The organism is Cryobacterium sp. TMT1-2-2, assembly GCF_004403505.1.
Taxonomy (GTDB): Bacteria; Actinomycetota; Actinomycetes; order Actinomycetales; family Microbacteriaceae; genus Cryobacterium; species Cryobacterium flavum.
The window spans coordinates 15,792-39,938 of the sequence record NZ_SOGS01000013.1 but is presented as its reverse complement, the minus strand read 5'-3'; the positions used below and the strand labels follow the sequence as shown (position 1 = coordinate 39,938).

Below are 24,147 nucleotides of genomic sequence, written 5' to 3'. Positions count from 1 at the left end.
CACCGCAAACCGAGGGAGTCGACGTGCCGAACGAAACCGAGACGGTGCCCACCGTTGCAGCCGGGGCCGGCAATGCACCAACAGCGACCAAGCTGCCCGCAGCCCGCCCGCCACGGCCCTCAACACGCCCGAACGGCCAGTGGAAGATCGACGGCACCGAACCGCTCAACGGCAACGAGGTCTGGAAGCAGGTCGACAATGGCCTCGCCGTGCGAGGACGCATCGAACAGATTTACTCCAAGCAGGGTTTCGACTCCATCGACGGCACCGACCTGCACGGCCGTTTTCGCTGGTGGGGCCTGTACACCCAGCGGAAGCCCGGCATCGACGGCGGCAAGACCGCCACTCTCGAACCGGAAGAACTCGAAGACCGCTACTTCATGCTCCGCGTGCGCATCGACGGCGGCCAACTCACCACCGAGCAGACTCGGGTCATCGGCGAGGTCTCGCGCGACTTCGGACGCGATACCGCCGACATCACCGACCGCCAGAACATTCAGCTGCACTGGATCCAGATCGAGGACATGCCCGAAATCTGGCGCCGCCTCGAAGCCGTCGGCCTCGAAACCACCCAGGCCTGCGGCGACGTGCCGCGCGTGTTCCTCGGCTCCCCCGTGGCCGGCATCGCCGCCGACGAGCTGATCGACCCCACCGAGTCGATCAACGAGCTCGCCCGCAAGTACCTCGGCACCGACGAATTCGCCAACCTGCCGCGCAAGTTCAAGACGGCCATCACCGGCCACCCCAGCCAGGACGTCGTACACGAGATCAACGACATCGGCCTGGTCGCCGTCGAACACCCCGAACTCGGTATCGGCTACGACCTCTGGGTCGGCGGCGCGCTCAGCACCACCCCGCGCCTGGCCGAACGCCTCGGCGCGTTCGTCGCCGAAGACAAGGTGTCCGAGGTTTGGCGGGGCGTCGCCTCCATTTTTCGGGACTACGGCTACCGCCGCCTGCGCGGCAAGGCACGCCTCAAGTTTCTGCTGGCCGAGTGGGGAACCGAGAAATTCCGTCGCATTCTCGAAGACGAATATCTCGGCTACACCCTGCCTGACGGCCCCGCCGCGCCCCGCCCCAAGACTCAGGGCGACCACATCGGCGTGCACAAGCAGAAGGACGGCCGCTTTTACATCGGCGTCGCGCCGTTTGTCGGCCGTGTCTCCGGCCAGACCCTCACGAAGCTCGCCGACCTGCTCGAAGCCCATGGCTCGACCCGGCTGCGCACCACGCCGCACCAGAAAATCGTGGTGCTCGACGTCGCTGAACAGCACGTCGAACCGCTGATCGCGGCGCTCGACGAGATCGGCCTCTCGGCCCGCCCGAGCCTGTTCCGCCGCTCTACCGTCGCCTGCACCGGCATTGAATTCTGCAAGCTCGCCATCGTCGAGACCAAGCAGTCCGCAACGGATGCCATTCTCGAGCTGGAAAAGCGGCTCGCCGGAATCGACGCCCCGCACCCGATCACCCTGCACGTGAACGGATGCCCCAACTCCTGCGCCCGCATCCAGATCGCGGACATCGGGCTCAAGGGACAGCTGCTGCCGGATGGCAACGGCGGCTCCACCCCCGGCTTCCAGGTGCACCTCGGCGGCGGACTCGCCTCGGTGGATCGGGACGAAGCCGGCCTCGGTCGCACTGTACGCGGCCTCAAGGTCACCGCGGAGGACCTGGCCGACTACGTCGAACGCCTCGTGCGTCGTTTTCTGGATGCCCGCAGCACGGACGAAACTTTTGCCCAGTGGGCGCACCGCGCCGACGAGGAGGAGCTCAAATGAGCGCCATCAACCTGAACGCGCGCGCCGCGGCATCCGCTGCGCCGGCACGCGAACTTCCCGCGCGCCGCCCGGCCGTCGAGCTGGAGGCCTTGGCCGAAGCCGGCTCGGCCGAACTCGCTGCCGCCGCAACAGCCAACGGCCGCGAGGCCACCGCCGCCGAGGTCGTCGCCTGGGTCGCCCGCAATTTCGGCGCCGACTCCGTGGCTGTCGCCTGCTCCATGGCCGACGCCGTGCTGCCCGAGATCGTGTCGAAGCAGCTGCCGGGCGTCGACGTGCTCTTTCTCGACACCGGCTACCACTTCGCTGAAACCTATGAAACCCGCGACGCGGTCGCCGCCGCCCTGCCGGTCACCGTCGTTGACGTACTGCCGCTCACGACCGTGCCGGAGCAGGATGCCCTGCACGGCGCCGAATTGTTCGCCCGCGACCCCAACGCCTGCTGCGCGATGCGCAAGGTCGAGCCGCTGCAGCGCTCGCTCGGCGGCTACGAGCTGTGGTTCACCGGTGTGCGCCGCGACGAAGCCCCCACCCGCGCCAACACGCCGCTGGTGACTTGGGACGAACGCAACGGCCTGGTCAAGGTCAACCCGGTCGCCGCCTGGAGCTACGACGAGCTGATGGACTACGCCACCCTGAATCACGTTCCGGTTAACGTGCTGCTTTCCCAGGGCTACCCCTCTATTGGATGCGCCCCCTGCACCCAGCCCGTCGCGGCGGGCGCTGACCCCCGTTCCGGCCGCTGGGCCACCCTCGAGAAGACAGAATGCGGGCTCCACCTGTGACGATCACGCCAGTTTCACCACCAGCCCACCGTCTCTCCGAACTCGACGTGCTCGAGAGCGAAGCGATCCACATCATTCGCGAGGTCGTCGCCGAGTTCGAACGCCCCGTGCTCATGTTCAGTGGCGGCAAAGACTCCGTCGTGGTGCTGCACCTGGCCGCTAAGGCGTTCTGGCCGGGCAAGATCCCGTTCACACTGCTGCACGTGGACACCGGCCACAACTTTCCCGAGGTTCTCCAGTTTCGCGACCAGACCGTCGCCGCCCACGGCGTGCGCCTGACGGTCGCCAAGGTGCAGGACTACATCGATGACGGCCGCCTGGTGGAGCGTGCTGACGGCACCCGCAACCCGCTGCAGACCCTGCCGCTGCTCGATGCGATCGCCGCCGGCCGGCACGACGCCGTCTTCGGTGGCGCCCGCCGCGACGAGGACAAGGCCCGCGCCAAGGAGCGCATCCTCTCGCTGCGCGACGAATTCGGCCAGTGGGACCCGCGCAACCAGCGCCCCGAACTGTGGAACCTCTACAACGGACGCCACACCGTCGGCCAGCACGTGCGCGCCTTCCCGATCAGCAACTGGACCGAACTCAACGTCTGGCGTTACATCGAACGCGAGAACATCGAGCTGCCCCCGCTGTACTACGCGCATGAACGCGAGGTCTACCGCCGCGACAACATGTGGCGTTCGGTCAGCCCGGTCAGCCTGCCCCGCGCCGACGAAATCGTCGAGACACGCACGGTGCGGTACCGAACGGTGGGCGATATGAGCTGCACCGGCGCGGTCGATTCGAGTGCGGCATCCGTCGCCGATGTCGTGCGCGAGGTCGGCGTGAGCACAATCACCGAACGAGGCGCCACCCGCGCCGACGACCGCATCTCTGAGGCCGCCATGGAAGACCGCAAGAAGGAAGGATACTTCTAATGAAGAATTCGCTACGTCTGGGCGCTCTCATGCTCGGAACCACCCTTCTTCTAAGCGGATGCGCGACCTCGGTCAGCGCCGAGCCCGCCACCGACCAGGGACCAGCCACCGAACTGCGCCTCGGCTACTTCGACAACGTCACCCACGCCGCCGCGCTCGTGGGCCTGCAGAACGGCTTCTTCGAGGACGCCCTCGGCGATACCACGCTGAGCACCCAGATCTTCAGCGCCGGGCCGTCTGCCGTTGAGGCCCTGAGCGCCGGCGCGATCGACGCCGCCTACATCGGTCCGAGTCCGGCCGTGAACACCTTTGTGCAGAGCGGCGGCCAGTCGGCGGTCATCGTGGCCGGAGCCGCGAGCGGCGGGGCAGCGCTCGTCGTGCGCGACGGCATTGACACCCCGGCCGACCTCGCCGGCACCACCATCGCCACGCCCCAGCTCGGCAACACCCAGGATGTGGCCCTGCGCTCCTGGCTGGGCGACGAGGGTTATGAGACCAGCACGATTGGCGGCGGCGACGTCACCGTCTCACCCGGCGACAATGCGCAAACCCTGACCCTGTTTCAAAGCGGCAAGATCGACGGCGCCTGGCTACCCGAACCGTGGGTGTCCCGGCTCGTCCTGGAAGGCGGCGGCCACGTTCTCGTGAACGAAGCCGACCTGTGGGACAACGGCGACTTTCCGACCACCGTGCTCCTCGTGCGTAAGGCCTTTCTCGAGGAGCATCCCGACACCGTGAGCGCCCTGCTCGAGGGGCACGTCACCGCCGTGGACTGGCTCACCCAGAACCCGGCCGACGCCGCAGCCACGATCAACACGAAGCTCAAGGCCGACACCGGCAAGGCACTCGCCGACGACGTTCTGACCCGGGCCCTGACCGAAGTGAAATTCAATGTCGACCCGCTGGCCTCGACCTTTCCGGTCTCGCTCGCCGAAGCGGTCAAGGCCGGCCTCGGCAAGGACGGCGACCTGGACGGCCTGTTCAACGTGGCGCTGCTCAACGCCGTGCTGGTGAAACATGCAGAAGAACCGGTCTCGGCCGGCGGATTGGGAACGGAATAACAAATGACCCTCACCATTGACACCCAAGCGAAAGCCGAAGAAACCGCCGTCGCCGCGCCCGTTGGCACCCTGGTTCGCTTCGCGACGGCCGGTTCGGTCGACGACGGCAAGTCCACCCTGGTGGGCCGCCTGCTGCACGACTCGAAAGCCATCCTCGCCGACCAGCTCGAAGCGGTCACCCGCACCTCCACCGAGCGCGGCTTCGGCGGGATAGGCGGCGGCATCGACTTCGCCCTGCTGACCGACGGCCTGCGGGCCGAACGCGAACAGGGCATCACCATCGACGTGGCCTACCGCTACTTCGCCACGTCCGCCCGGTCCTTCATCCTCGCCGACTGCCCCGGCCACGTGCAGTACACCCGCAACATGGTCACCGGCGCCACCACAGCGGATGCCGTCATCATGCTCATCGACGCCCGTAAGGGGGTGCTCGAGCAGACCCGTCGACACCTCAGCGTCGTCGCCCTGCTTCGCGTGCCGCACGTGATCGTCGCGGTCAACAAGATCGACCTGCTGGACTACAACGAAGGGGCCTACCGTGAGGTGGAGGCATCCGTTCGTCTCGTCACCACCGAACTCGGCCTCGGTTCTGACTCACGTGCAGAAGTTCATGTGATTCCAGTGTCGGCCCTGGCCGGCGACAACGTCGTCGACCGCTCCGAGCGCACCCCCTGGTATGCCGGACCGAGCCTGCTCGAACTGCTCGAAACCCTCACGGTGATCGACGATCTGGACGAGCGCGGCCAAACTACTGAGGCGTTCCGCCTGCCAGTACAGCTCGTGCTGCGGCCTCAGGGCGCGGTCGTCGTCGCCCCCGAGCTCGCCGACTCCTACCGTGACTATCGGGCCTATGCCGGGCAGGTGGCGAGCGGCAGCATCAAGGTCGGCGACACCGTGAGTGTTGAGCCGGGCGGCGGCACCAGCACCGTCACCGGAATCGATTTCGCCGGGGTCGCTCTCGACGAGGCCTTCGCACCGCAATCGGTCGCGCTGCGCCTGGCCGACGACCTCGACATTGCCCGTGGCGCGGTGATTGCCGCCGCCGGCAGCCTGCCGCCGGTGACCCGCACCCTCTCGGCCGACCTGTTCTGGCTCGACCCGCGCCCGCTCGCACCGGGCGCCCGCGTGCTCGTGAAGTTCGGTACGACCGTCATGCAGGCCCTGATCAGCGAGGTCACCGGTCGGCTCGACCTGACGACGCTCGGCGCCCAGCCGGCCACGAGCCTGGCCGTGAACGATATCGGGCAGGCGAGCATCCGCTTGTCGCGCGATCTGCCGGTGGAACCCTACGCGCAGAACCGCCGCTCCGGCGCGTTCCTGGTGATTCACCCGCAGGACGGCGCGACCCTCGCGGCCGGCATCGTCACCGCTCCCGGCGAGCCGACGCGTGCGGGCGATGGTTCGGGCGCAGGGTCGGAAGTGTCACCGTGAGTTCGCTCACGAACGTTGCCGTGGCGCCGACTGCCACGGCGCTCGAGCCGGCCGCCATCACGGTCGATGCTCTCGGCAAGCGCTACGGCACCGGCCCGCTCGTGCTCGACAACATCAACCTGTCGATCGAGCCCGGCCAGTTCGTCTGCCTGCTCGGGGCAAGCGGATGCGGCAAGTCCACGCTGCTGAACATCATCGCCGGCCTGGAGAAACCGACCGAGGGCGCCGTCACCGTGGCGAGCGGCAAGGCCGCCGTCATGTTCCAGGACGCAGCACTGTTCCCCTGGCTGACCGCCGGCCGCAACGTTGAACTCGCCCTCAAGCTGGGCGGGGTCCCCCGCAAGAACCGCCGCGGCGAGGCCCTCGAGCTGCTCGACCTGGTCAACCTAGCCGATGCCGCCGACAAGCGCCCGCACGAACTCTCCGGAGGTATGCGGCAGCGCGTTGCGCTGGCCCGTTCGCTGGCACAGGACCGCAAGGTACTACTGATGGACGAACCGTTCGCCGCCCTCGACGCCATCACCCGCGACCTGCTGCACGAGGAGCTGGAACGGGTCTGGCGGCAGACCGGCCGCACCATCGTGTTCGTCACCCACAACGTGCGGGAGGCCGCCCGGCTGGGCGAACGCATCCTGCTGATGTCCTCCCGCCCCGGCCGCATCGTCAACGAGTGGACCATCACCGACACCGGCTCACGCCGCATCGAATCCCCCGAAGTCGCCCGGCTGAGCGATGAAATCACCGACCAGTTGCGACAGGAGATCCGCCGCAATGCCGCTTGACACCCGTACCGCAACGGCCCACGACCCGAGCCACGACGAACTGCGTCGCCTCGAAGCCGGACTGGATTCATTGCAGGCCGTCCCCGAAACCCCGCGCGGTGCCGTTCGACGCACCCTCGACGGTGCGCTGCCGCCCATTCTGCTGCTCATCGGACTCGCCCTGGCCTGGCAGGTCTACATTCTCATCCTCAAACCGCGCCCCGACCTGATCCCCGGACCCCTCGATGTGTTCGGCGCCCTGGTGAGCGCCTGGAACAGTGACCGCCTGCAGCTCGCGGTGACGACGAGCCTCGAACGCGGCGGGCTCGGCTTTATCATCGCCGTAGCCATCGGCACCCCGATCGGATTGCTGCTGGCCGAATGCCGACCGGTGCGACGAGCGCTCGGTCCGCTGTTGTCGGGCCTGCAGGTGCTGCCCTCCGTCGCCTGGGTGCCCGCCGCAATCATCTGGTTCGGCCTCAGCGACGCCACCGTGTACTTCGTGATCCTGATGGGCGCTGTGCCCTCCATCGCCAATGGGCTCGTCTCCGGCGTCGACCAGATTCCCCCGCAGCTGCGCCGCGTTGGCACGGTCCTCGGCGCCTCGCGCCTACAAATGGCGACCCTCGTAGTGCTGCCGGCGGCCCTGCCGGGCTACTTCTCCGGTCTCAAACAGGGCTGGGCCTTTGCCTGGCGCTCCCTCATGGCCGCGGAGATCATCGTGATCGGCGGCGACATCGGGTTCGGTCTCGGGTCGATGCTGCACCAGAGCCGCGAGCTTGCCGACCTGTCCGGCGTACTCGCCACGATCCTGGTGATCCTCTTCGTCGGCATCCTGGTCGAGCTCGTCATCTTCGCGCCGATCGAGCGCCGATTGCTGCGTCGCCGCGGACTCATGGCCGCCGGCCTGCGTTGACCTGCGCGCATCCTTTGTCCTTGTCCCTTGTTTGAAAGGCCCGTTATGACCCCCGCTCCCTCTGCCCTGCGCGTTGCCATCATCGGCGCCGGCCCGGCCGGCATCTACGCCGGCAACATTCTCAACCGGCTCGTGCTGGAGGCCGGCCACGAGGTGGCCATCGACCTGTTCGATTCGCTGCCGGCCCCGTACGGTCTGATTCGCTATGGCGTCGCCCCCGATCACCCGCGCATCAAGGGCATCGTGAAGTCGCTGCAGGAGATGCTCGACGCAGGTATCATTCGTTTCATCGGCAACGTGACCTACGGCACCGACCTGACCCTGGCCGAGCTGCGCGAGCACTACCACGCGGTCATCTTCGCCACCGGGGCCATTCTCGACGCACCGCTCGTCATTCCCGGCATCGACCTGCCCGGCTCGTTCGGCGCCGCCGACTTCGTCTCCTGGTACGACGGCCACCCCGACGTTCCGCTGGACTGGCCGCTCGACGCGACCGATGTCGCCGTCATCGGCAATGGCAACGTGGCCCTCGACGTGGCGCGCATTCTGGCCAAGCACGCCGACGATCTGCTCACCACCGACATCCCGGCCTCGGTCTACGCCGGGCTGGCCGGCTCGCCGGTCACCGACGTGCACGTGTTCGGCCGCCGCGGGCCGTCGCAGGTGAAATTCACGCCGATCGAGCTGCGCGAGCTCGCCGATATTCCCGATGTCGACCTCATCGTCTACGCCGAGGACTTCGCTCCCGACTCGCACAGCGAGCAGCTCGTCGCGAGCAACAACCAGGTCAAGATCATGACCCGCACGCTGAACGGATGGCTCACCAAGGCTCCGCAGGGCGCCTCACGTCGCCTGCACCTGCACTTTCTGCACGCACCGCTCGAGGTCTACGGCGACGGCCGGGTGGAAGGCATCCGTTTTGAGCGCACCGAACACACCGGAGACGGCGGCGTGCGACCGACCGGCGTCATCGTGGATTACCCGGTGCAGGCCGTATATCGCGCAGTCGGCTACCGCGGTAGCGCCCTCGCCGAGGTGCCGTTCGACGCCGTGCGCGGCGTTATTCCAAACGACGGCGGCCGCGTGCTCGATGCGGCCGGCGAGCCGATCGACGGCCTCTACGCCACCGGGTGGATCAAGCGCGGCCCGATCGGCCTCATTGGACACACCAAGGGTGATGCCTTGGAGACCATCACCCGGCTCGTCGAAGACGTACCGGCGCTCGTCGCTCGCGACCAGGCGTTCGGCTCAGCGGATACGATTCTGGCGCTGCTCGAGGCGCGCGGCGTGGAATACACGACCTGGGCCGGCTGGCGCACCCTCAACGCGCACGAGCAGTTGCTCGGCGCCCAGGATCTGGTCACTCCCGGCCGGGAGCGCGTCAAGGTGATCTCCCGCGCCGAACAGGTGGCCATCTCCCGCACGGAAGCTTTGCTGACACTGTGACCTATGTGATCGCCCTGCCCTGTGTCGATGTGAAAGATCGTGCCTGCATCGACGAATGCCCGGTGGACTGCATTTATGAGGGCGAACGCTCCCTCTATATCCATCCAGACGAGTGCGTCGACTGCGGAGCCTGCGAACCGGTCTGCCCGGTCGAGGCCATCTACTACGAAGACGACCTGCCCGAACAGTGGGCCGACTACTACAAAGCCAACGTCGAATTCTTCGACGACCTCGGTTCCCCGGGAGGCGCCGCCAAGGTCGGCGTGCTCGCCAAGGACCACCCCGTCATCTCCGCACTGCCGCCGCAGGCGTAGGGCGCCCGCATCGGCAATTACGCGCGCATCCGCGGGTCAACCGACCGCAGCATCGGCCCGTTCGTCCGCGCGGGTGCCGACGCGCTGGCCGACGACAGCACTGACGCCGTCCTGCCGCATGCTCACACCGTAGAGGGCATCCGCTATCTCCATGGTGCGTTTCTGGTGCGTGATCACGATGAGCTGGCTGGTCTCTCGCAGGTCTTCGAAGATGGTGAGCAACCGGCCGAGGTTGGCGTCGTCGAGCGCAGCTTCGACCTCGTCCATGATGTAGAACGGGCTCGGACGGGCCTTGAAAATGGCAATCAGCAGCGCGACGGCGGCGAGTGAGCGTTCACCGCCGGAGAGCAGCGACAGCCGTTCGATCTTCTTTCCGGCCGGTTTCACCGACACCTCGATGCCGGACGTGAGCAGGTCGTCGGGGTCGGTGAGCCAGATGCTGCCGCTGCCGCCGGGAAACAGCACCGGGAACACGTCGGCGAAGGCCGCCTGGGTGTCATCGAACGCGGCCGAGAAGATGGTCTGCATCTTCTCGTCGATGTCCGCAATGATGGTGAGCAGGTCGCTGCGGGTTTCCGTGAGGTCGGTGAGCTGCTCGGTGAGAAAGCGGTGCCGCTGCTCGAGCGCCGCGAATTCTTCGAGGGCCAGCGGGTTGACCCGCCCGAGTTGACCGAGCTTGCGTTCGGCGGCCGCGAACCGTTTCTGCTGCTCGGCCCGATCAAAGCGGATGCCGCCGGCCGCGCCGCCAGCGAACGCCAGGCCCTCGCTGCCGCTGCCGATCACGTCGGTGCCATCGGGCGGGATCAGCTGGTCGGGACCATATTCGCCGACGAGCACGTCTTCGGTGAGACCCAGTTCGCTGCCGGCGCGTTCAAGCAGGGCCGCGAGGTGCAGCTTCTTCTCGTAGATCTCGAGTTCGAGTCCGTGCACGTTTTCGGTGATCGAGGCCAGCCGCTCGCGCAACACGTTCTCGCCCTGCCGAAGCTGCTGCAGTTCGGTGTTCTGGCTCGCCCGTTCGGCTTCGGCGCTCGCGAGCTGAATCCGGGCCTCGGCGACGGAGCGGTCGGCCGCGGCGAGCACGGCTGGAAGCGTTTCGGCAACGCGGGAGGCGGCATCCACTTGGCGGCGACGAATGACCGCGCGACGCGCTGCGGCCTCAGCGGCCGTGCGGTCGTCCTCGAGCTGACGGGTGAGTGTTGCGACGCGGTCAGCGCCTGCGCGCACGCGTTCACGGGCGGTTTCCACCTGGAGCCGGTTCTCGACCTCGGTCTCGCGGGCGGCCTCAAGCTCGGTGTACACAGCGTCCCGCACGGTCGCGTTGAGGATGGGCCGTGGCTGGGACCGGGCAGTGTCGAGTGCAGCGGCTGCCCGCGCCGCGACAGCCGCGGCTTCGGTGACGGCCGTGCTCGCGAACTGCAGAGCGGCGGAGACCCGGTCGACGTCGGCGGCGGCGGCATCCGCTTGCACCACGAGTCGTCCGCGACGTTCGGTCACCGTGGCGAGCTGAGTTTCGAAGGCGCGCAGGGCAGCCCGTGCGCTGACCGACTGCTCTTTGTAGGCCTGCAACAGGGTGCGCTGTTCGGAGAACTCACAGCGCACCCGTTCGATCTGCGAGGTGACAGCAGCGAGCCTCTCGGCCGCCACGTCTCGCTCCGCAACGAGTTCGAGCTTGCTCTGTCTGGCGCCGGACCCGCCGCTCACGACCCACGGGCTCAAGACCTCGCCCGCCAGCGTGATGAGCGTGAGACCCTGAGGCAGCTCGGCCGCTCGAGCCACGGCAAGATCGTCGGCGATGACGGTCTGAGCCAGCAGGCCGCGCAGGCCGGCCGGGCCGTCGATGACCGCGTTCGCCCAGCGGATGCCCGACGGCGCACCCAATTCGATGGTCGGCACCGCGCTGTCGTCGCCGTTGGCCACGATCAGCTCAACGCGCCCGAAGTCGTCGTTTTCGGCCTGAACGAGGGCAGCGAGGGCAGCGTCGCGGTTGTCGGCCAGCACGGCATCGGCAAGAGAGCCGAGGGCGGCAGCGATCGCCGCTTCGAACCCTGGCTGCACCCGCACGTGGTCGGCCACGAGGCCACGGATGCCGGCCAGCTTCGCGCCGAGCAACGCCGAGGAGCCGTCTTTCTGATCGAGCGCCAGGGAGAACGCACCCTGCCGTGCCGCCTGGGCGTCCCGTTCCCGCTCATGGCCGTGCAGCTCGTCGCGCAGACGCTCCACCTCGGCCTCAACACTCTGAACCGCAGCCTGCGCCAGCTCGAATGCCGCGGCCAGCTCGCCGGAGTCCGGTTCACCGGCTGGCGCAGCGGACTGCAACTCGTCAAGTTGCAGCTGCGCCTTCACGCTGCGTTCGGTCGCCGCGTCACGGGCATTCTGCTGCCGCAACTGCTCACCACGTACGGCAGCCAGCCGCGATGCTGCCGTCTCGGATTGCCCGGTCAGGTGGGAGATTTCGAGGTCGTGCCGAGAGACGAGTGCTGCCTGGGCTGCAATATCTTCGTCGACCGCGTCGAGCCTCGACCGGGCTGCCGCGCTCTGCACTCGTGAGTCGTCCCAGTCGATTTGAGCCGCGCCAATGCCCGCGCGCAGCTGCTCTACCTCGGCCGCAGCCTCGGTCAGCATGGTGGGAGTGACGCTCGAGACGAGGCCGGTCGACTCGGCCTGCGAACCCAATAATGCCAGCCGCTGGTTGGCCAGGGTGAAGAGCCCGCGTAGTCGTTCCTGCACCGACTCCAGGGCATAGCTGGTGCGGCGTGCCAGGTCGACGACGTCTCCCACCTGGGCGAGCTCGAGCCGCTGCACCCGAGCCTGTTTCTGCGAAAGCTGCTCCTGCAGCACGACCCGCTCGGTGTGGCGTTCACTCTCGGTGCGATTGTGCGCGTCGAGCGCGGTGCGCAGCGTCACGACATCGTCAGCGAGCAGGCGGGCGCGGGCATCTCGCACGACGGCGGCGATGGTCTGAGCCTCCCGCGCGATTTCGGCCTGGTGTCCGAGCGGTTTGAGCTGGCGGCGAATCTCTCCCGCGAGGTCGCTCAACCGGGTGAGGTTGGTCTGCATGGCGTCGAGCTTGCGCAGGGTTTTTTCTTTGCGGCGACGGTGTTTGAGAATGCCGGCGGCCTCTTCGATGAAGCCGCGGCGTTCCTCCGGGGTCGCGCGCAGCACGGCGTCGAGCTGGCCCTGCCCGACGATGACGTGCATCTCGCGGCCGAGGCCGGAGTCGCTGAGCAATTCTTGTACGTCGAGCAGCCGGCAGGTGCGCCCGTTGATGGCGTACTCGCTCGCGCCGTTGCGAAAGAGCGTGCGTGAAATGGTGACTTCGGAGTAATCGATCGGCAGGGCGCCGTCGCTGTTGTCGATGGTGAGGATGACCTCGGCCCGGCCGAGCGGACCGCGGGTCGACGTGCCGGCGAAGATGACGTCTTCCATCTTGCCGCCGCGCAGGGTTTTCACGCCCTGCTCCCCCATCACCCAGGCGAGAGCATCGACGACGTTGGACTTGCCCGACCCGTTCGGACCGACGACGCAGGTAACGCCTTGCTCAAAGGCGAACGTCGTCGGCTGGGCGAACGACTTGAACCCCTTGAGGGTGAGGCTCTTCAGATACAACGTGAGACCCTTCCGGTCGGTCGCGGCGAGTACTGGTCTCGGGGCTGATTCAACGGTACCGTGCCCCACCGACACTGGCCGGGACATCCGCTCGTGCCCGGTGTGGCGTACCCAACTGCGGAGAATCCCTGGAACACAGCATCCTTTCCGGTGATTTCGGGTCGCAAAGCGAAAATCGCCGCGGTTCTGCACGAATCGACCGCACGCACCCGAGTGGGTCGCACTACTCTGGCGTAGCATGAGCGACTTCTCGATCGATGAACTCATCATTCCGGCAACACCGAACGCGCCCAGCTGGCCGGATTTTGAGGCGGCCACCCGGGTACGCAACATCACCGAGGCCGAGGGCTTCGGCACGAACGACCTGCAATACTCGGCGGCCGTGCTGCTTCCCGGGTGGCTCAACACGAAATATGACCCCAAACGCATGTTCGTAGCACGCGTCGGCGGTGCTGTCGTCGGCCGGGCCGCCTATGAGACCTTGCAGGGCCCGAACGACGATCATGCCTGGCTGATCGCACAGGTACTGCCGGCCTGGCGCAATCGCGGCATCGGCACCGCCCTCGCCGATCGCGTCGAGCTGCTCGCCGCCACCGAGAATCGGCACGAACTGATCGTCTACACGGTGTCAGCGGATGCCCGGGTGAACGCCTGACCGCCCCGACCGGCTTCGGGTCGGTCCCGCTCGGTAACTCCGAAGTGCGATTTCTCCTCGCCCACGGCTACCGGCTCGAGCAGGTGGAACGCGGTAGCCGACTCGTGCTGCCCGCCGACGAGAGCGTGATCCGCCGCTTCCGAGCGGATGCCGCGGCGCACGCCGGCCGCGACTACACCGTGCACTGCTGGAGTGAGGCGACTCCCCCGCCCTGGCGCGACGATCTCGCTCTGCTCTATACGCGCATGAGCACGGATGCCCCTACCGCCGGCCTCGAAGAGCCCGAAGATGTCTGGAGCATCGAGCGGCTGGTCCACGAGGAGACTTCCCGCGTCGGCAGCCCGCGTCGAATGCTCACCGCGGCCGCGCTGCACGAGCCGATCGGTCACCTGGTCGCGTTCACCCAGCTGTCGGTGCCAGCCGAAAGTGACCGCTCCGTCGGCCAGGAGGACACGCTCGTGCTGCGCGAGCATCGTGGGCACCGCCTGGGCATGCTGCTGAAAACAGCGAATCTGGAGTATCTCGCGCAGGAGAGCCCCGGGCATCCGTCGGTGACGACATTCAACGTTGAAGAGAACCGGCACATGCTGGCCGTCAACGAGGCGCTCGGTTTTGTACCGATGGGTTACGAGGGCGCCTGGAAACGCGTCGTGCCTCCGCCGGAACCGTCGAACCCCCCCGTTTGAGGCAGTGCTAGCCTTGCGGTTTCAGTCTGAGGGGGTTCTGGTGATTGTACTTACACGGATGAAAGCGATAGGTCCGGTGTCATACCTGGTCGTCGGGATGCTCGCGGCGATCGTCGGGCTGCTGCCTTGGCTGATCACCGGAATGCACCTTCCCATTCAGAATTTGTGGGCCGTCGACTCCGTTCCGGAGGACATGCCGATCGCCCTGCTGCCGTTCAGTCAGTACACCATCACCCTCATTGTCGCCCTGATCGTGACCGGGTCAGCGCTGGCCGGCGGCTTCGCTCGGTTGACGCGCGCGCAGCACCCCCGATTCGCATTCGCCGCGATCATGATCGGAGTGCTGCTCGTGCAGGTCCTTGCCATCATGCAGACCGCAGTCACAGTCGCCAGCGGCCTCGCGGAGAGCCCGGCCGCGAAGGTCTACCTGCTCGCTCTGACCATCGGAACCATTGCTGCCAACGTGATCGGACTGCTTATTCTGGTGCTCATCGCCCGAGCGCCTGCCGCCGGTGCGATGGTGGGCGTGAGCCTGGCCGCTGTCACGGTCAGTGTCTGGCTGGGCGCGCTCATCGCGCATCCGTTCGACTTTGACGTATCGCAAACGGGCAGGGCCCTGCTGAGCGCCACCCGATGGGTTCCGGCCGTCATCGTGGGGCTCGCCGTGGCGTGGTGCGGCCTGGCAACGATTGGCCGGGTGGCTGCGGCGATCGTCAGTTTTCTTGCCCTCTGGATCGGACCTGCGCTGTTCACGGCAGTCAGCGCCGCCGTGGGAACTCGTGTGCTCGCTGCCTACCCGGCTGAAATGCTCGATTACGGCGTGCAGGTTTTCTTCAGCGCGCTGGGTGTGAAGGGCGGATCCGCCGCGCTCCTGATCCCAGCGGTCATCGTGATGGTTCTCGGCCTGACTGTGCGCTGGGCGCTGAAGCGACGGCGCCTCCAGGCCGCTCTGGCCTAACGCCCCGGCGACCGCTCCAGCAATACCATCACGCGACCTCGATTGGTTCAGAGCTCACCCGAACTCGTAGAAGATCAATTCGTCGGACCGGGACACTTCTGTGAACCCGGCTTTCACGAGGACTCGTTGCGATGCATAGTTTTTGAGGTCAGTGTCTGCCTTGATCTGCACGGCTCCATTCCTCAACGCACACTGAGTCGTGGCGCTGACGGCCTCGGTGGCGAGCCCTCGTCCCCGAACAGATTCCACCAGGCCGTAGCCGATTTCAACCGAACCTTTCACGTCGGGAGGGCCAAAGAACCCGATGCCGCCCACCGCGACATCGCCGTCGTTGATTCGGATTATGTAGAGCGTGAAGATCGCTTCGCCCTCGCGGGATTCGGCGAGGGCTCGGAGTGGATTCAACTCATCGTCCAACGGATAGTCCGCATGCCAGACATCGTCGGGTTGAGGCTTTCGGTCAACAATGCGCTGAGCCTCCCACGGAGTCAGGGGATGCAGCGTCAACCGATCTGTAACGATATCCATGACCGAAGATTGGCAGAGCTGACACCCAGATGCCATTCTCGGGCGGGATACTACGGTCGCGCGGGGGCTGCGCCGCTGCGCGGGAGGCGGAACTCGCACGCACTGGCGCAGGTCCAGCGCGACGCGTTGCGCTGGAGTTCTGGCCAGGCCCGAACTCCCGCGAACTGGCGCAGTCCCCGCGCAGCGCGACGGGGCTCATCCGCTCTGGCGCCGTAGGTCCCGCGCAGCGCGCAGCGCCGAAGGTCCCGCGCAGCGCGCAGCGCCGAAGGTCCCGCGCAGCGCGCGGCGGTCGAACGGATGCCCGCTGCCCGCGGTCCCGCGCACTGGCGCAGGTCGAGCATTTTGGCGCACCTCCCCCGCCAGACGGTCGAACTCCTGGCCGGGCGGCGAACGCCCGACAACCAACGTGCTGCGGCTACCGTAACCGCTGGCAGCGCGGGCAGAAGTGCGAGCCGCGGTTCATGAACTGCTCGCGCACCAGAAGGGTGCCGCAGCGGGAGCACGGCGTACCCTGCCGGCCATAGGCCTCCAGGCTGTGCGCGAAATACCCGGACTGCCCGTTCACGTTCACGTACTGGGCGTCGAAGCTCGTGCCGCCCTCGGCAAGAGCACGCTCCAGAATGGTACGTACGGCCGCGAGCAGCGTCGTCGCTTTAGCGCGCGACAGCGACGCGGCCGGCTGCTCATAGTGGATGCGCGCGGCAAAGAGCGCCTCGTCGGCGTAGATATTGCCGATGCCGCTGATCAGGTTCTGGTCGAGCAGCGCGCGCTTGATCCCGGTGTTCTTGCGCGCGAGGGCCCCCAGAAACATCTGAGACGAGAACGACGGGTCGATCGGGTCGCGAGCAATGTGCGCGACCTGCACGGGAAGGCGGTGCTGCCACGCGGCATCCGCTGAAAGCAGCCCCGAGTAGCCGCCGGGCAGCCCATCGCTCGTGGCGACCATGGTGTCGACGGCCATGCTGCCGAAGATTCGCTGGTCGACGAAATTGACCCACAGCTCGCCGTGGGTCGGGTGTTCCAACGTCAAGCGGATGCGCAACATGCGATCCACCGCCGCGCCCGGCGTGCGCAGCAGCACCTGGCCGCTCATTCCGAGGTGGATGACGAGCGCCCGGCCGCTGTCGAGGGGCAGCCACAAAAACTTGCCGCGGCGAACGGCTGCAAGAATTCGGCGTCCCGTGAGCTGCTCGGCGAACGATCCAGCCGCCGGAACGTGGCGGCGCAGGGAACGCTCGTCGAAGATTTCAACCCCGGTGGCCAGGGCCCCGGTGACCGCCGGTTGCAGGCCGGAGCGCACGACCTCGACTTCGGGAAGTTCCGGCACAGGGTTAGAGCGCGTTGAGCTGGTCGATGGCGCCTCGGGCCGCAGCCATTTCGGCGAATTTCTTGCTCGGGCCGACGCCCTGGGCGTTGACGGACGAGCCGATGTCGACGGTCGCGACGAACACCTTGGAGTGATCGGGACCGCTGGCTTCGAGCGTGTAGACGGGAACGCCGACGCCTTTACTCGCGGCGAGTTCCTGCAGGCTCGTCTTCGGGTCCATCAACACACCGAAATGGCCCGGCTCGGCCAGGAGCGGCTCGATCAGGCGCAACACGAACGCAGTGGCGACGTCGCCACCGGCGTCGAGAAAAGTCGCTCCGATGAGCGCTTCGACGGTGTCGGCCAGAATGGATGCCTTATCGCGCCCGCCGGTGAGGATTTCGCCTCGGCCGAGTCGAATATACTCACCCAACCCCAGGCCGCGAGCGATCTGCGCCAGCGCGGCCGTGGAGACCAGACTGGCCCGGCGCTTGGCCAGGTGGCCCTCATCGAGGTTGGGGTAGGTGCGATAGAGCATCACCGTGACGGCCTGACCCAGAATCGAGTCGCCCAGAAATTCGAGGCGCTCGTTGGTGGGAATTCCGCCGTTTTCGTACGCAAAGGACCGGTGGGTCAGAGCAAGCTCCAGAATCACCGGTTCAATCTGCACTCCGAGGGTCGCCAACAGGGGCGACCGCTCGGTATCAACGTTTTTCATCGACCGATCTCCGGCCCATAGAAAAGCCGCGACTTAAATGTCGGCGACTTTACGGCCCTTGTATTCCATGAACAACGGGGTGCCGGTGGAGTCGGTGACAACCTTGGCGCGGTGCGGCAGGCTGTAGACGACCTTGCCGCCCTCCATGGTCTTCACGAGGGTGGGAGGCGTGGCCTTCCACTGCGCGCGACGCGAGTGGGTGTTGGAACGCGACATCTTGCGCTTCGGAACTGCCATGACTACTTCTCTTCTCTGCTGTCTGAAACATGGATGTCCGCACCCATGTCTGTGTTTGTGTCTGTGGAAGCCGTAAACCCCGCAAGCGCTGACCACCGGGGATCGTAGCGCTCGTCGGAAACGAGTCCGGGTAGTTCGGCAAGCGGTTGTCCGGTCTCACTGTCAAGACCAGGGCAATCCCGCCGGCATACCGGCTGGAACGGAAGTGCTAACACTACCGCGTCCCGGATCAAAGATTCCAAATCGACATGGTCGTCTAGAATCTCAAACTCGAAGGCTTCCTCCTGAGGATAACCGAAAAGCTCGGCAAACTGAACTCGAACCGGCAGGTCGATGTCTTTGAGGCATCGGCCGCACTCTCCGAGCGCCCTTGCATAGACCTCGATGCTCACCAGGATTCCCTCGTGCATCGCCTCGAGGCGCAGCTCGGTCGACAGCGTCGAACCGGCTTTCACGGCCACGAGGCCGGCGCCGAGGTCGTCGGGAACGACAATATCGAGGTGGCGTTCATGCATGGTGCCCGGGCGGTTGATGAGGTCACGCACGTCGACCGTGTACGGCGTCTTCTTGAACTTAGTCACGGTCGTAAATTGTACGCGCTGCGCGTGGGTGCTTCGTTCAGGGGGCGATCGTGCGGGCGCGACGGTCTCCGCGCAGCACCGCGGCCAGGGTGGCGAACAGCGAGGTGGGCGCAAAGTTTGCCCGCAAACGGATGCCGGCACTCGCGCCGCCGTGCAGCCCGCGCAGCACCCGGGTCAGGTCGGCGGCGAGGGTGTCGGCCCGCACGGGCGACCGGTCGAACCGCGATCGCTCCAGCGTGAGGAGTACCCGTTCGAGCGCTTCCGTCGACGCCGGGTCGAGGGTTCCAAGGCGCTCCAGTCGGCCGGCAAACGCTCGCGGAGTGTCGGTGACCGGCGTCGGTATGCCGTGATCGAGACTGGTGTGCTGCACTTCGATCCAGGCGAGCCCGGCGCCAGCGCCTCCGGAGCGGATGCGCCGCACCCGCGAGCGCCGGAGCATCCGTCTGGCGACCCCGGGCAGAAGCAGCAGCAGGAGACCCAGTGCGCTGAACCCGAGTACGGCGAGCAGGTTGCTGGCCTCGACGCTCTGCGGCGTGGTACCGCGTTCCAGGGCGGAATCGTCGGCCAGCCGGTCGGGGCTGAGCCCGGGAGCACTCGTGGCGGCGGCACCGCCGGGCGTGGTCGTCGGCGTGCCGACATCCGCTGCCTGCTCGTAGTTGGGGACGGTACCGCGGCCGGGCGTCGGCTCGAATCTCACCCAGCCGATTCCGACGAAGTACAGTTCCGGCCAGGCGTGCAGGTCGTGCGAGTCCACGTTGTACTGCCCGAGCCCCTGCTCGAGGTCCTGGGATTTGACGCCGGGCAGGTAGCCGAGCGAGACGCGGGAGGGAATGCCGAGGGTACGTGCCATCGCGGCCATGGCGGAGGCGAAATGCACGCAGTAGCCGCGCTTTTCCTTCAGGAACACTCCGATCACATCCACTCCCCCGCCGTCGTAGCCGTCTTCAACGGGCGCGTCGGTGTCGTAGATAAAGGCGCTGCTGCGCAGATAGTCCTGAATGGCGACGGCAGCGTCATAGTTCGATGTCGTTTCCGCCGTCACCTGCCGGGCCGTCTCCTCGATGATCGGCGGCGGATCGACCGGCAGTTGCAGATTGCCCAGGACGCTCGCCGGATAGTCGGTGCTGGAGCGCCGCAGTTGCTCGGCGGTGGGTTTCAACTCCAGGGACGACACCGTGTATTCCTGGCCGAGGGTGTTCGCCGTTACACTCGCAATCGCCCGGGTGCGGCTGTCCCAGTACCAGCGACCGGTGAGGCCCTCGATGCTGGTGGCGCGGGCCGGTGCGGGCAGCCAGTGACTGTTGACGCCCTCGATGACGACCGATGTCGACGCTGGCACCGTCTCCACGGTGTCGTCGAGCCCGAATGGCCGCTGGATGTCGTCGACGGTATTGCGCACGTCTGCCCCGTCGATGCGTGCCGTCCAGGTCAACCCGATGACCTCATCGAGGGTGAGAAGCGTGAAATAGGGCTGCTCCGTGCCGGTCGAGGTGTAGTGAAATGCCGGTCCAGCCTTGGGCCGACGCAAGTCCTGCCCGAGATTGATCATGGGGCTCACGCCGCTGCCGAACAGTAAACCACCAGGCCTTGCCGTCACGAGTCCCCCGGACGTCAATGCGGGGGCAAGCGTGCTGAGAATCAGAGCAGCCACGATGGTCACGGATCCCAGCACGAATGTGCCGCCGATCCGGCCGCGCCCGCGCGCCCGCTCTGGCCGGTACACACGTGGCTCGCCCGGTCCGGCCGCCAGACGCACTGCTTCCCGTGCGCGACGCGCCGACACATCGACCCGCAGCACCAGCAGAAAAGCGGCCGCCGTCACCACGAGCACGGCGACGTCGGTCCCGTTGTCGATGATGAATCCCGGCACGAGGAGCGGCACGAGTGCGCCGGCTGCGGCAAGGGCGGGCCAGCGCAGCGTCACCGCGAGCAGGTCCATGAGAACCGCGATCAGCCCCGTGCCGCCGGCGAGCAGAAAGAGGATGCCGAGGGTCACCTCGGCCGGCGTGCTCTGCTGGGCGATCGAGGCCCTGCCGGAGTCGATCAGACCGCTGAACAGGCCAATGGTTTGCGGCGTCGGAATGATCCAGAACAGGCCGGTTCCACCGCCGAACAGGAGCGTCATCGTGCCGACCAGAACCGCGCCGCTCGCCACCGGAGCGATCGGGCGCGGCAGCCCGAACCGACGAAACACAGCCGCGCTGAGCAGCACGACGGATCCAACCGCCGCACAGACCCACCACCAGGCGTTGCCGCGCAGCAGGGGCGCGAGCGCCGCACAGGAGCTGAGCAGCAAGAAAAGCAAACTGAGGGCGAGCGGCCAGAGCGCGGCAACTCGCTCGCCGCGCCGACGGCGGTGCGCCCGAGGCGGGCTCACCTGGCGTGCCGGCGGCGGGGAATCTGCGGCCGGCGCCTCCTGAGCGATTAGGCTAGTCATGGCTGGCTCCTCGCTCCCCGCTCACGTCGTTCCAGACGTCTTCCAGGTTCTCGGCCGTGGCCAGCTCCACGCAGCGCCACCCCGCGGCCTGCAGACGTCCGCGGGCCGGCGCCCCGACCGTTCGTTGCACCAACGCGACGGCGGGTTCACAGTGTCGCGCGAGGGCAACGAGATCGTCGACATCCGCTTCGGACACGCTCACGAGCATCGCGAATGTCGGAAGCGCTGGCTGCGCGCCCCGCAGGGCTGCACGCAGCGGCACCCGGCGCTCTGCGGCGAGGCGAGCGCTGCGGGTCGGCCACGGCACCGGAACCACACTGGCCAGGGCTTCCAGCAGGGCGCGATCACCGCCGGGGGCCCGAAAAGTCGCTGGCACGTCGCCGTGCAGCCCGCCCAGGGTCTGCTGGTCGCCCGGCAGCAACTGGCTGGCACCCAGCTCGATCACCTCGACCCGGTAACCGGCGTCGAGCAGGTGCACACCAACGGATGCTGCCAGCTCGATCTCGAGTTCAAATCCGGCCCCGAGATGCGGTGGAAGATGCCCGGCGCCGAGCCCCGCCGCGCCGGCCAGGGTCGTATCGAGCACGATCCGGGCCTCCGGATTGCTGCGCTGCTCCTCCTGCCGCACCATGATTTCGCCGTGCCGGGCGGTGGCCGGCCAGTTGACGCGACGCAGCGCATCCCCAGGGCGGTATTCGCGGGCGATGAGTTCGTCGGAGGTGGGGGTGGCCTGGCGCACCAGCTCGCGAATCGACCCATCGTTGCTGGACTGGGCAAGGCCGTTGCCCGGTAGCGGCGTCACGCGCGGCGTCACGATCAGGTCGTGGGGAGAGCCGGCAGTTCGGTCGCTGCGCGCGAAGCCAAATGGGTCCTGGCGTGACACGCGGAGCGGACCGACGTCGTAGACGCCGCGATGGCGCGGCACGACAGTGTATTCCAGACGCACAGTCGCTCCGGTTGCGCCGTTCCGACTCACGAGGGGAAGGATAGCCGCCGGCGGCGCCTCCACGCCGGGCGACGGGGTGTCAGCCCACCAGGCGCCGCTGAGCGGTGTCGCCGAGAGGTTGCTCAGCTGCAGCGAGACCACACTCTCACCGCCGACCGGTACGATCGGCGGCCGAAAGACCCTGGTGACCTCGACCCGGGCCGGGCGGAGCGAAACGTAACCGGCGGCGACGAGCGGAGCCACGATCATCAGGCTGGCCACGAATAGCATGTCGCGGCTGTTGACCAGCACCGCGTTGGCGAACAGCACGACTCCGGCGGCCAGAATAACCCAGCCGCGCAGGGTGAGACGCGTGGCGAATCGGGCTGCCAGCCGCGTGTACCAGTCGGCAGTGACCAGCCCGGAATCTCTCACCCCGCGTGCCATGACTACGACGCTCCGGTAGATCCAACGGCACGCACCTGCGGCACCGATCGGGACAGAGCGGATGCCGCGACACCGATTGGCACCGGCGTATCAGCGAGGATTCGACGCACGATATCGTCGATCACCGGACCGCTGTCCTGGTGGTGGTGGCCGAGCGCCCGGCTGGTGGGGACCAGCCGATGGCCGAGAACAGCCACGGCGAGCGAGTCGATGTCGTCGGGCAGCACGTAGTCCCGACCGTTCAACGCCGCCTGGGCCTTCGCGGCACGGATGAGTTGCAGGGTCGCGCGCGGGCTGGCGCCGAGGCGCAGGTCCCGGTCGTCGCGGGTGGCCCGCACGAGATTGACCGCGTATTCCTTGACCGCACCAGAGGCGAAGACGCCTCGCGCCGTGAGCATCATGTCGCGCAGGGTCTCCCCCGACACCACGGCAGAGATCAGTGCGAGTGGGCTGTTCGTGTCGCGCGAGTCGAGCATCGCGAGCTCAGAGTCGGGGTCGGGATATCCCATGGAGATGCGGGCCATGAACCGGTCCCGCTGCGCTTCCGGAAGGGCGTACGTTCCCTCCATCTCGATCGGGTTCTGGGTGGCGATGACGGTGAACGGCAGGGCGAGCGGGTACGTGACGCCGTCGACGGTGACCTGGCGTTCCTCCATGGATTCCAGCAGCGCCGACTGGGTTTTCGGACTCGCCCGGTTGATCTCGTCACCGATGACGATGTTGGCGAAGACCGGGCCCGGTTTGAACTCGAACCGACGCTCGGCCTGATTGAACACCGACACCCCGGTCACATCGGAGGGCAGCAGGTCCGGGGTGAATTGAATGCGCCCGACCGTGCAATCCACGGAACGGGCGAGGGCCTTGGCGAGCATGGTCTTGCCGACACCGGGCACATCCTCGATCAGGAGGTGCCCTTCGGCCAGCAGAACGGTCAGGGCGATCTGCACAGCCTCGTGCTTGCCATCAATAACCGTCTCAACGTTGCGCATGATCCCGCGTCCGGCTTCTTGCAGTTCCCCGAGGTCAACGGTTGTGTCAGCGTCATTCGACGGAACCGACGCCAGTTCCGCCCTGCTTGAATCGGTGGAGGAGCGAGTCGGTTTGAGGTTCATACCCGCGAACGCTCCAGATATTCCGCTACGGCCCGTGGCACGTAGGGCGAGACATCGCCGCCGAGACCGGCCACCTGGCGTACCAGGGAGCTGGAGACATGGGCGTTGGCCGGGTCGGGCAGCAGAAAGACCGTTTCTACCGCGGCCAGATTGCGATTCACGATCGCCATGGGAGTCTCGTAGGCCACGTCAACCTGCGAACGGATGCCCTTCACCAGAACGCTCGCACCGACATCCATGCAGTAGTCGACGAGCAGCCCCATGCTCCAGCTGGCGACCACGATATTGGTCGGAAGCCCGGCTTCTTTGATGGCCTGTTCCAGCAGCGACACTCGCTGGCTGATCGGCAACAGGGCCGATTTGTCGGGGTTGTGCACCACGAGCACATGGAGCTCGTCGAACAGGCCGGCCGCGCGATCGATCACGTCCAAGTGGCCCAGTGTGACGGGGTCAAATGATCCAGGGACAACGGCGATCCTGCGCATGATCACACCCTACTGCCAGACGCTGACGGAACGCTGCCCGATGCATCCGCTTGGCGT

The 24,147-nt window shown here is 67.0% G+C and carries 22 protein-coding genes; 12 read left to right on the top strand and 10 right to left on the bottom strand.

Features of this window, described 5'->3' with window-relative positions; all coding sequences use genetic code 11:
* Window positions 1-44: 44 nt before the first annotated feature.
* The 9 genes from E3T35_RS08335 to fdxA are packed head-to-tail and all read left to right on the top strand — an operon-like array spanning window position 45 to window position 9,409.
* The gene (locus tag E3T35_RS08335; RefSeq protein WP_134344461.1) at window positions 45-1,778 is read left to right on the top strand and encodes a nitrite/sulfite reductase; all 1,734 of its coding nucleotides are present in this window, start codon (window positions 45-47) and stop codon (window positions 1,776-1,778) included.
* Window positions 1,775-2,560, top strand: a complete 786-nt coding sequence (locus E3T35_RS08330) for a phosphoadenylyl-sulfate reductase (RefSeq protein WP_134344359.1) — start codon at window positions 1,775-1,777, stop codon at window positions 2,558-2,560. Before E3T35_RS08335 ends, E3T35_RS08330 begins: the two co-directional genes overlap by 4 nt.
* A complete protein-coding gene (gene cysD, locus E3T35_RS08325; RefSeq protein WP_134344360.1) occupies window positions 2,542-3,480 on the top strand; it encodes a sulfate adenylyltransferase subunit CysD in 939 nt (312 codons plus the stop codon). Before E3T35_RS08330 ends, cysD begins: the two co-directional genes overlap by 19 nt.
* Window positions 3,480-4,541: an ABC transporter substrate-binding protein gene (locus E3T35_RS08320; protein WP_134344362.1), complete on the top strand. Its 1,062-nt coding sequence runs from the start codon at window positions 3,480-3,482 to the stop codon at window positions 4,539-4,541. Before cysD ends, E3T35_RS08320 begins: the two co-directional genes overlap by 1 nt.
* A gap of 3 nt (window positions 4,542-4,544) precedes the next feature.
* Entirely contained in the window at window positions 4,545-5,972 is a 1,428-nt protein-coding gene (locus E3T35_RS08315) for a sulfate adenylyltransferase subunit 1 (RefSeq protein WP_134378469.1), read from the top strand.
* A complete protein-coding gene (locus tag E3T35_RS08310) occupies window positions 5,969-6,754 on the top strand; it encodes an ABC transporter ATP-binding protein (protein WP_241988774.1) in 786 nt (261 codons plus the stop codon). The genes E3T35_RS08315 and E3T35_RS08310 overlap by 4 nt, the downstream gene beginning before the upstream one ends.
* On the top strand, window positions 6,744-7,649 hold the full coding sequence (locus tag E3T35_RS08305; RefSeq protein ID WP_134378467.1) for an ABC transporter permease: 906 nt from the start codon (window positions 6,744-6,746) through the stop codon (window positions 7,647-7,649). Before E3T35_RS08310 ends, E3T35_RS08305 begins: the two co-directional genes overlap by 11 nt.
* 45 nt (window positions 7,650-7,694) lie before the next feature.
* Window positions 7,695-9,095: an FAD-dependent oxidoreductase gene (locus E3T35_RS08300; RefSeq protein ID WP_134378465.1), complete on the top strand. Its 1,401-nt coding sequence runs from the start codon at window positions 7,695-7,697 to the stop codon at window positions 9,093-9,095.
* Complete coding sequence (gene fdxA, locus E3T35_RS08295) at window positions 9,092-9,409, top strand: ferredoxin (RefSeq protein WP_092341217.1); 318 nt, start codon at window positions 9,092-9,094, stop codon at window positions 9,407-9,409. Before E3T35_RS08300 ends, fdxA begins: the two co-directional genes overlap by 4 nt.
* 36 nt (window positions 9,410-9,445) lie before the next feature.
* Here the strand turns inward: fdxA and smc are convergent, their stop codons facing one another.
* Complete coding sequence (gene smc / locus E3T35_RS08290; protein WP_134378463.1) at window positions 9,446-13,015, bottom strand: chromosome segregation protein SMC; 3,570 nt, start codon at window positions 13,013-13,015, stop codon at window positions 9,446-9,448.
* A 238-nt stretch (window positions 13,016-13,253) separates the two neighbouring features.
* Between smc and E3T35_RS08285 the strand changes: the two genes are divergently transcribed.
* From E3T35_RS08285 to E3T35_RS08275, 3 genes are read left to right on the top strand one after another with little or no spacing between them, the layout of a single operon-like run.
* Window positions 13,254-13,670 carry a GNAT family N-acetyltransferase gene (locus tag E3T35_RS08285; RefSeq protein WP_134378461.1) on the top strand — a complete coding sequence of 139 codons (417 nt, stop codon included), beginning with the start codon at window positions 13,254-13,256 and terminating at the stop codon, window positions 13,668-13,670.
* Window positions 13,671-13,714: 44 nt separating this feature from the next.
* Window positions 13,715-14,356: a hypothetical protein gene (locus tag E3T35_RS08280; RefSeq protein WP_134378459.1), complete on the top strand. Its 642-nt coding sequence runs from the start codon at window positions 13,715-13,717 to the stop codon at window positions 14,354-14,356.
* Window positions 14,357-14,414: 58 nt separating this feature from the next.
* Window positions 14,415-15,314, top strand: a complete 900-nt coding sequence (locus E3T35_RS08275; protein WP_134378457.1) for a hypothetical protein — start codon at window positions 14,415-14,417, stop codon at window positions 15,312-15,314.
* Between the two features lie 54 nt (window positions 15,315-15,368).
* On the opposite strand, the gene E3T35_RS08270 is transcribed toward E3T35_RS08275, so the two are convergent.
* From E3T35_RS08270 to coaD, 9 genes are all read right to left on the bottom strand, one after another.
* Window positions 15,369-15,842 (bottom strand): GNAT family N-acetyltransferase, encoded by a 474-nt coding sequence (locus E3T35_RS08270; RefSeq protein WP_134344377.1) that lies wholly within the window; start codon window positions 15,840-15,842, stop codon window positions 15,369-15,371.
* A gap of 415 nt (window positions 15,843-16,257) precedes the next feature.
* Complete coding sequence (gene mutM, locus E3T35_RS08265; protein ID WP_134378455.1) at window positions 16,258-17,169, bottom strand: bifunctional DNA-formamidopyrimidine glycosylase/DNA-(apurinic or apyrimidinic site) lyase; 912 nt, start codon at window positions 17,167-17,169, stop codon at window positions 16,258-16,260.
* Window positions 17,170-17,173: 4 nt separating this feature from the next.
* Window positions 17,174-17,866, bottom strand: a complete 693-nt coding sequence (rnc, locus tag E3T35_RS08260; protein ID WP_134344507.1) for a ribonuclease III — start codon at window positions 17,864-17,866, stop codon at window positions 17,174-17,176.
* Window positions 17,867-17,899: 33 nt separating this feature from the next.
* Window positions 17,900-18,103, bottom strand: a complete 204-nt coding sequence (gene rpmF / locus E3T35_RS08255) for a 50S ribosomal protein L32 (RefSeq protein WP_092108959.1) — start codon at window positions 18,101-18,103, stop codon at window positions 17,900-17,902.
* Between the two features lie 2 nt (window positions 18,104-18,105).
* Entirely contained in the window at window positions 18,106-18,684 is a 579-nt protein-coding gene (locus tag E3T35_RS08250) for a DUF177 domain-containing protein (protein ID WP_241988773.1), read from the bottom strand.
* Between the two features lie 37 nt (window positions 18,685-18,721).
* On the bottom strand, window positions 18,722-21,121 hold the full coding sequence (locus tag E3T35_RS08245) for a DUF3488 and transglutaminase-like domain-containing protein (RefSeq protein ID WP_134378453.1): 2,400 nt from the start codon (window positions 21,119-21,121) through the stop codon (window positions 18,722-18,724).
* Window positions 21,114-22,481, bottom strand: coding sequence for a DUF58 domain-containing protein (locus E3T35_RS08240; protein ID WP_166789884.1), 1,368 nt, complete (start codon window positions 22,479-22,481; stop codon window positions 21,114-21,116). Before E3T35_RS08240 ends, E3T35_RS08245 begins: the two co-directional genes overlap by 8 nt.
* Window positions 22,482-22,495: 14 nt before the next feature.
* Window positions 22,496-23,605 carry a MoxR family ATPase gene (locus E3T35_RS08235; protein WP_134344512.1) on the bottom strand — a complete coding sequence of 370 codons (1,110 nt, stop codon included), beginning with the start codon at window positions 23,603-23,605 and terminating at the stop codon, window positions 22,496-22,498.
* On the bottom strand, window positions 23,602-24,090 hold the full coding sequence (gene coaD / locus E3T35_RS08230) for a pantetheine-phosphate adenylyltransferase (protein WP_092341312.1): 489 nt from the start codon (window positions 24,088-24,090) through the stop codon (window positions 23,602-23,604). The genes E3T35_RS08235 and coaD overlap by 4 nt, the downstream gene beginning before the upstream one ends.
* Window positions 24,091-24,147 lie beyond the last annotated feature (57 nt).

Bases quoted from the DNA above. Each gene is read 5' to 3' on its own strand.
- E3T35_RS08330 (WP_134344359.1), top strand. From the start codon at position 1,775: ATGAGCGCCATCAACCTGAACGCGCGCGCCGCGGCATCCGCTGCGCCG.
- cysD (WP_134344360.1), top strand. From the start codon at position 2,542: ATGCGGGCTCCACCTGTGACGATCACGCCAGTTTCACCACCAGCCCAC.
- E3T35_RS08320 (WP_134344362.1), top strand. From the start codon at position 3,480: ATGAAGAATTCGCTACGTCTGGGCGCTCTCATGCTCGGAACCACCCTT.
- E3T35_RS08315 (WP_134378469.1), top strand. From the start codon at position 4,545: ATGACCCTCACCATTGACACCCAAGCGAAAGCCGAAGAAACCGCCGTC.
- E3T35_RS08305 (WP_134378467.1), top strand. From the start codon at position 6,744: ATGCCGCTTGACACCCGTACCGCAACGGCCCACGACCCGAGCCACGAC.
- E3T35_RS08300 (WP_134378465.1), top strand. From the start codon at position 7,695: ATGACCCCCGCTCCCTCTGCCCTGCGCGTTGCCATCATCGGCGCCGGC.
- E3T35_RS08285 (WP_134378461.1), top strand. From the start codon at position 13,254: ATGAGCGACTTCTCGATCGATGAACTCATCATTCCGGCAACACCGAAC.
- E3T35_RS08275 (WP_134378457.1), top strand. From the start codon at position 14,415: ATGAAAGCGATAGGTCCGGTGTCATACCTGGTCGTCGGGATGCTCGCG.
- E3T35_RS08270 (WP_134344377.1), bottom strand. From the start codon at position 15,842: ATGGATATCGTTACAGATCGGTTGACGCTGCATCCCCTGACTCCGTGG.
- rnc (WP_134344507.1), bottom strand. From the start codon at position 17,866: ATGAAAAACGTTGATACCGAGCGGTCGCCCCTGTTGGCGACCCTCGGA.
- rpmF (WP_092108959.1), bottom strand. From the start codon at position 18,103: ATGGCAGTTCCGAAGCGCAAGATGTCGCGTTCCAACACCCACTCGCGT.
- E3T35_RS08245 (WP_134378453.1), bottom strand. From the start codon at position 21,121: ATGACTAGCCTAATCGCTCAGGAGGCGCCGGCCGCAGATTCCCCGCCG.
- E3T35_RS08235 (WP_134344512.1), bottom strand. From the start codon at position 23,605: ATGAACCTCAAACCGACTCGCTCCTCCACCGATTCAAGCAGGGCGGAA.
- coaD (WP_092341312.1), bottom strand. From the start codon at position 24,090: ATGCGCAGGATCGCCGTTGTCCCTGGATCATTTGACCCCGTCACACTG.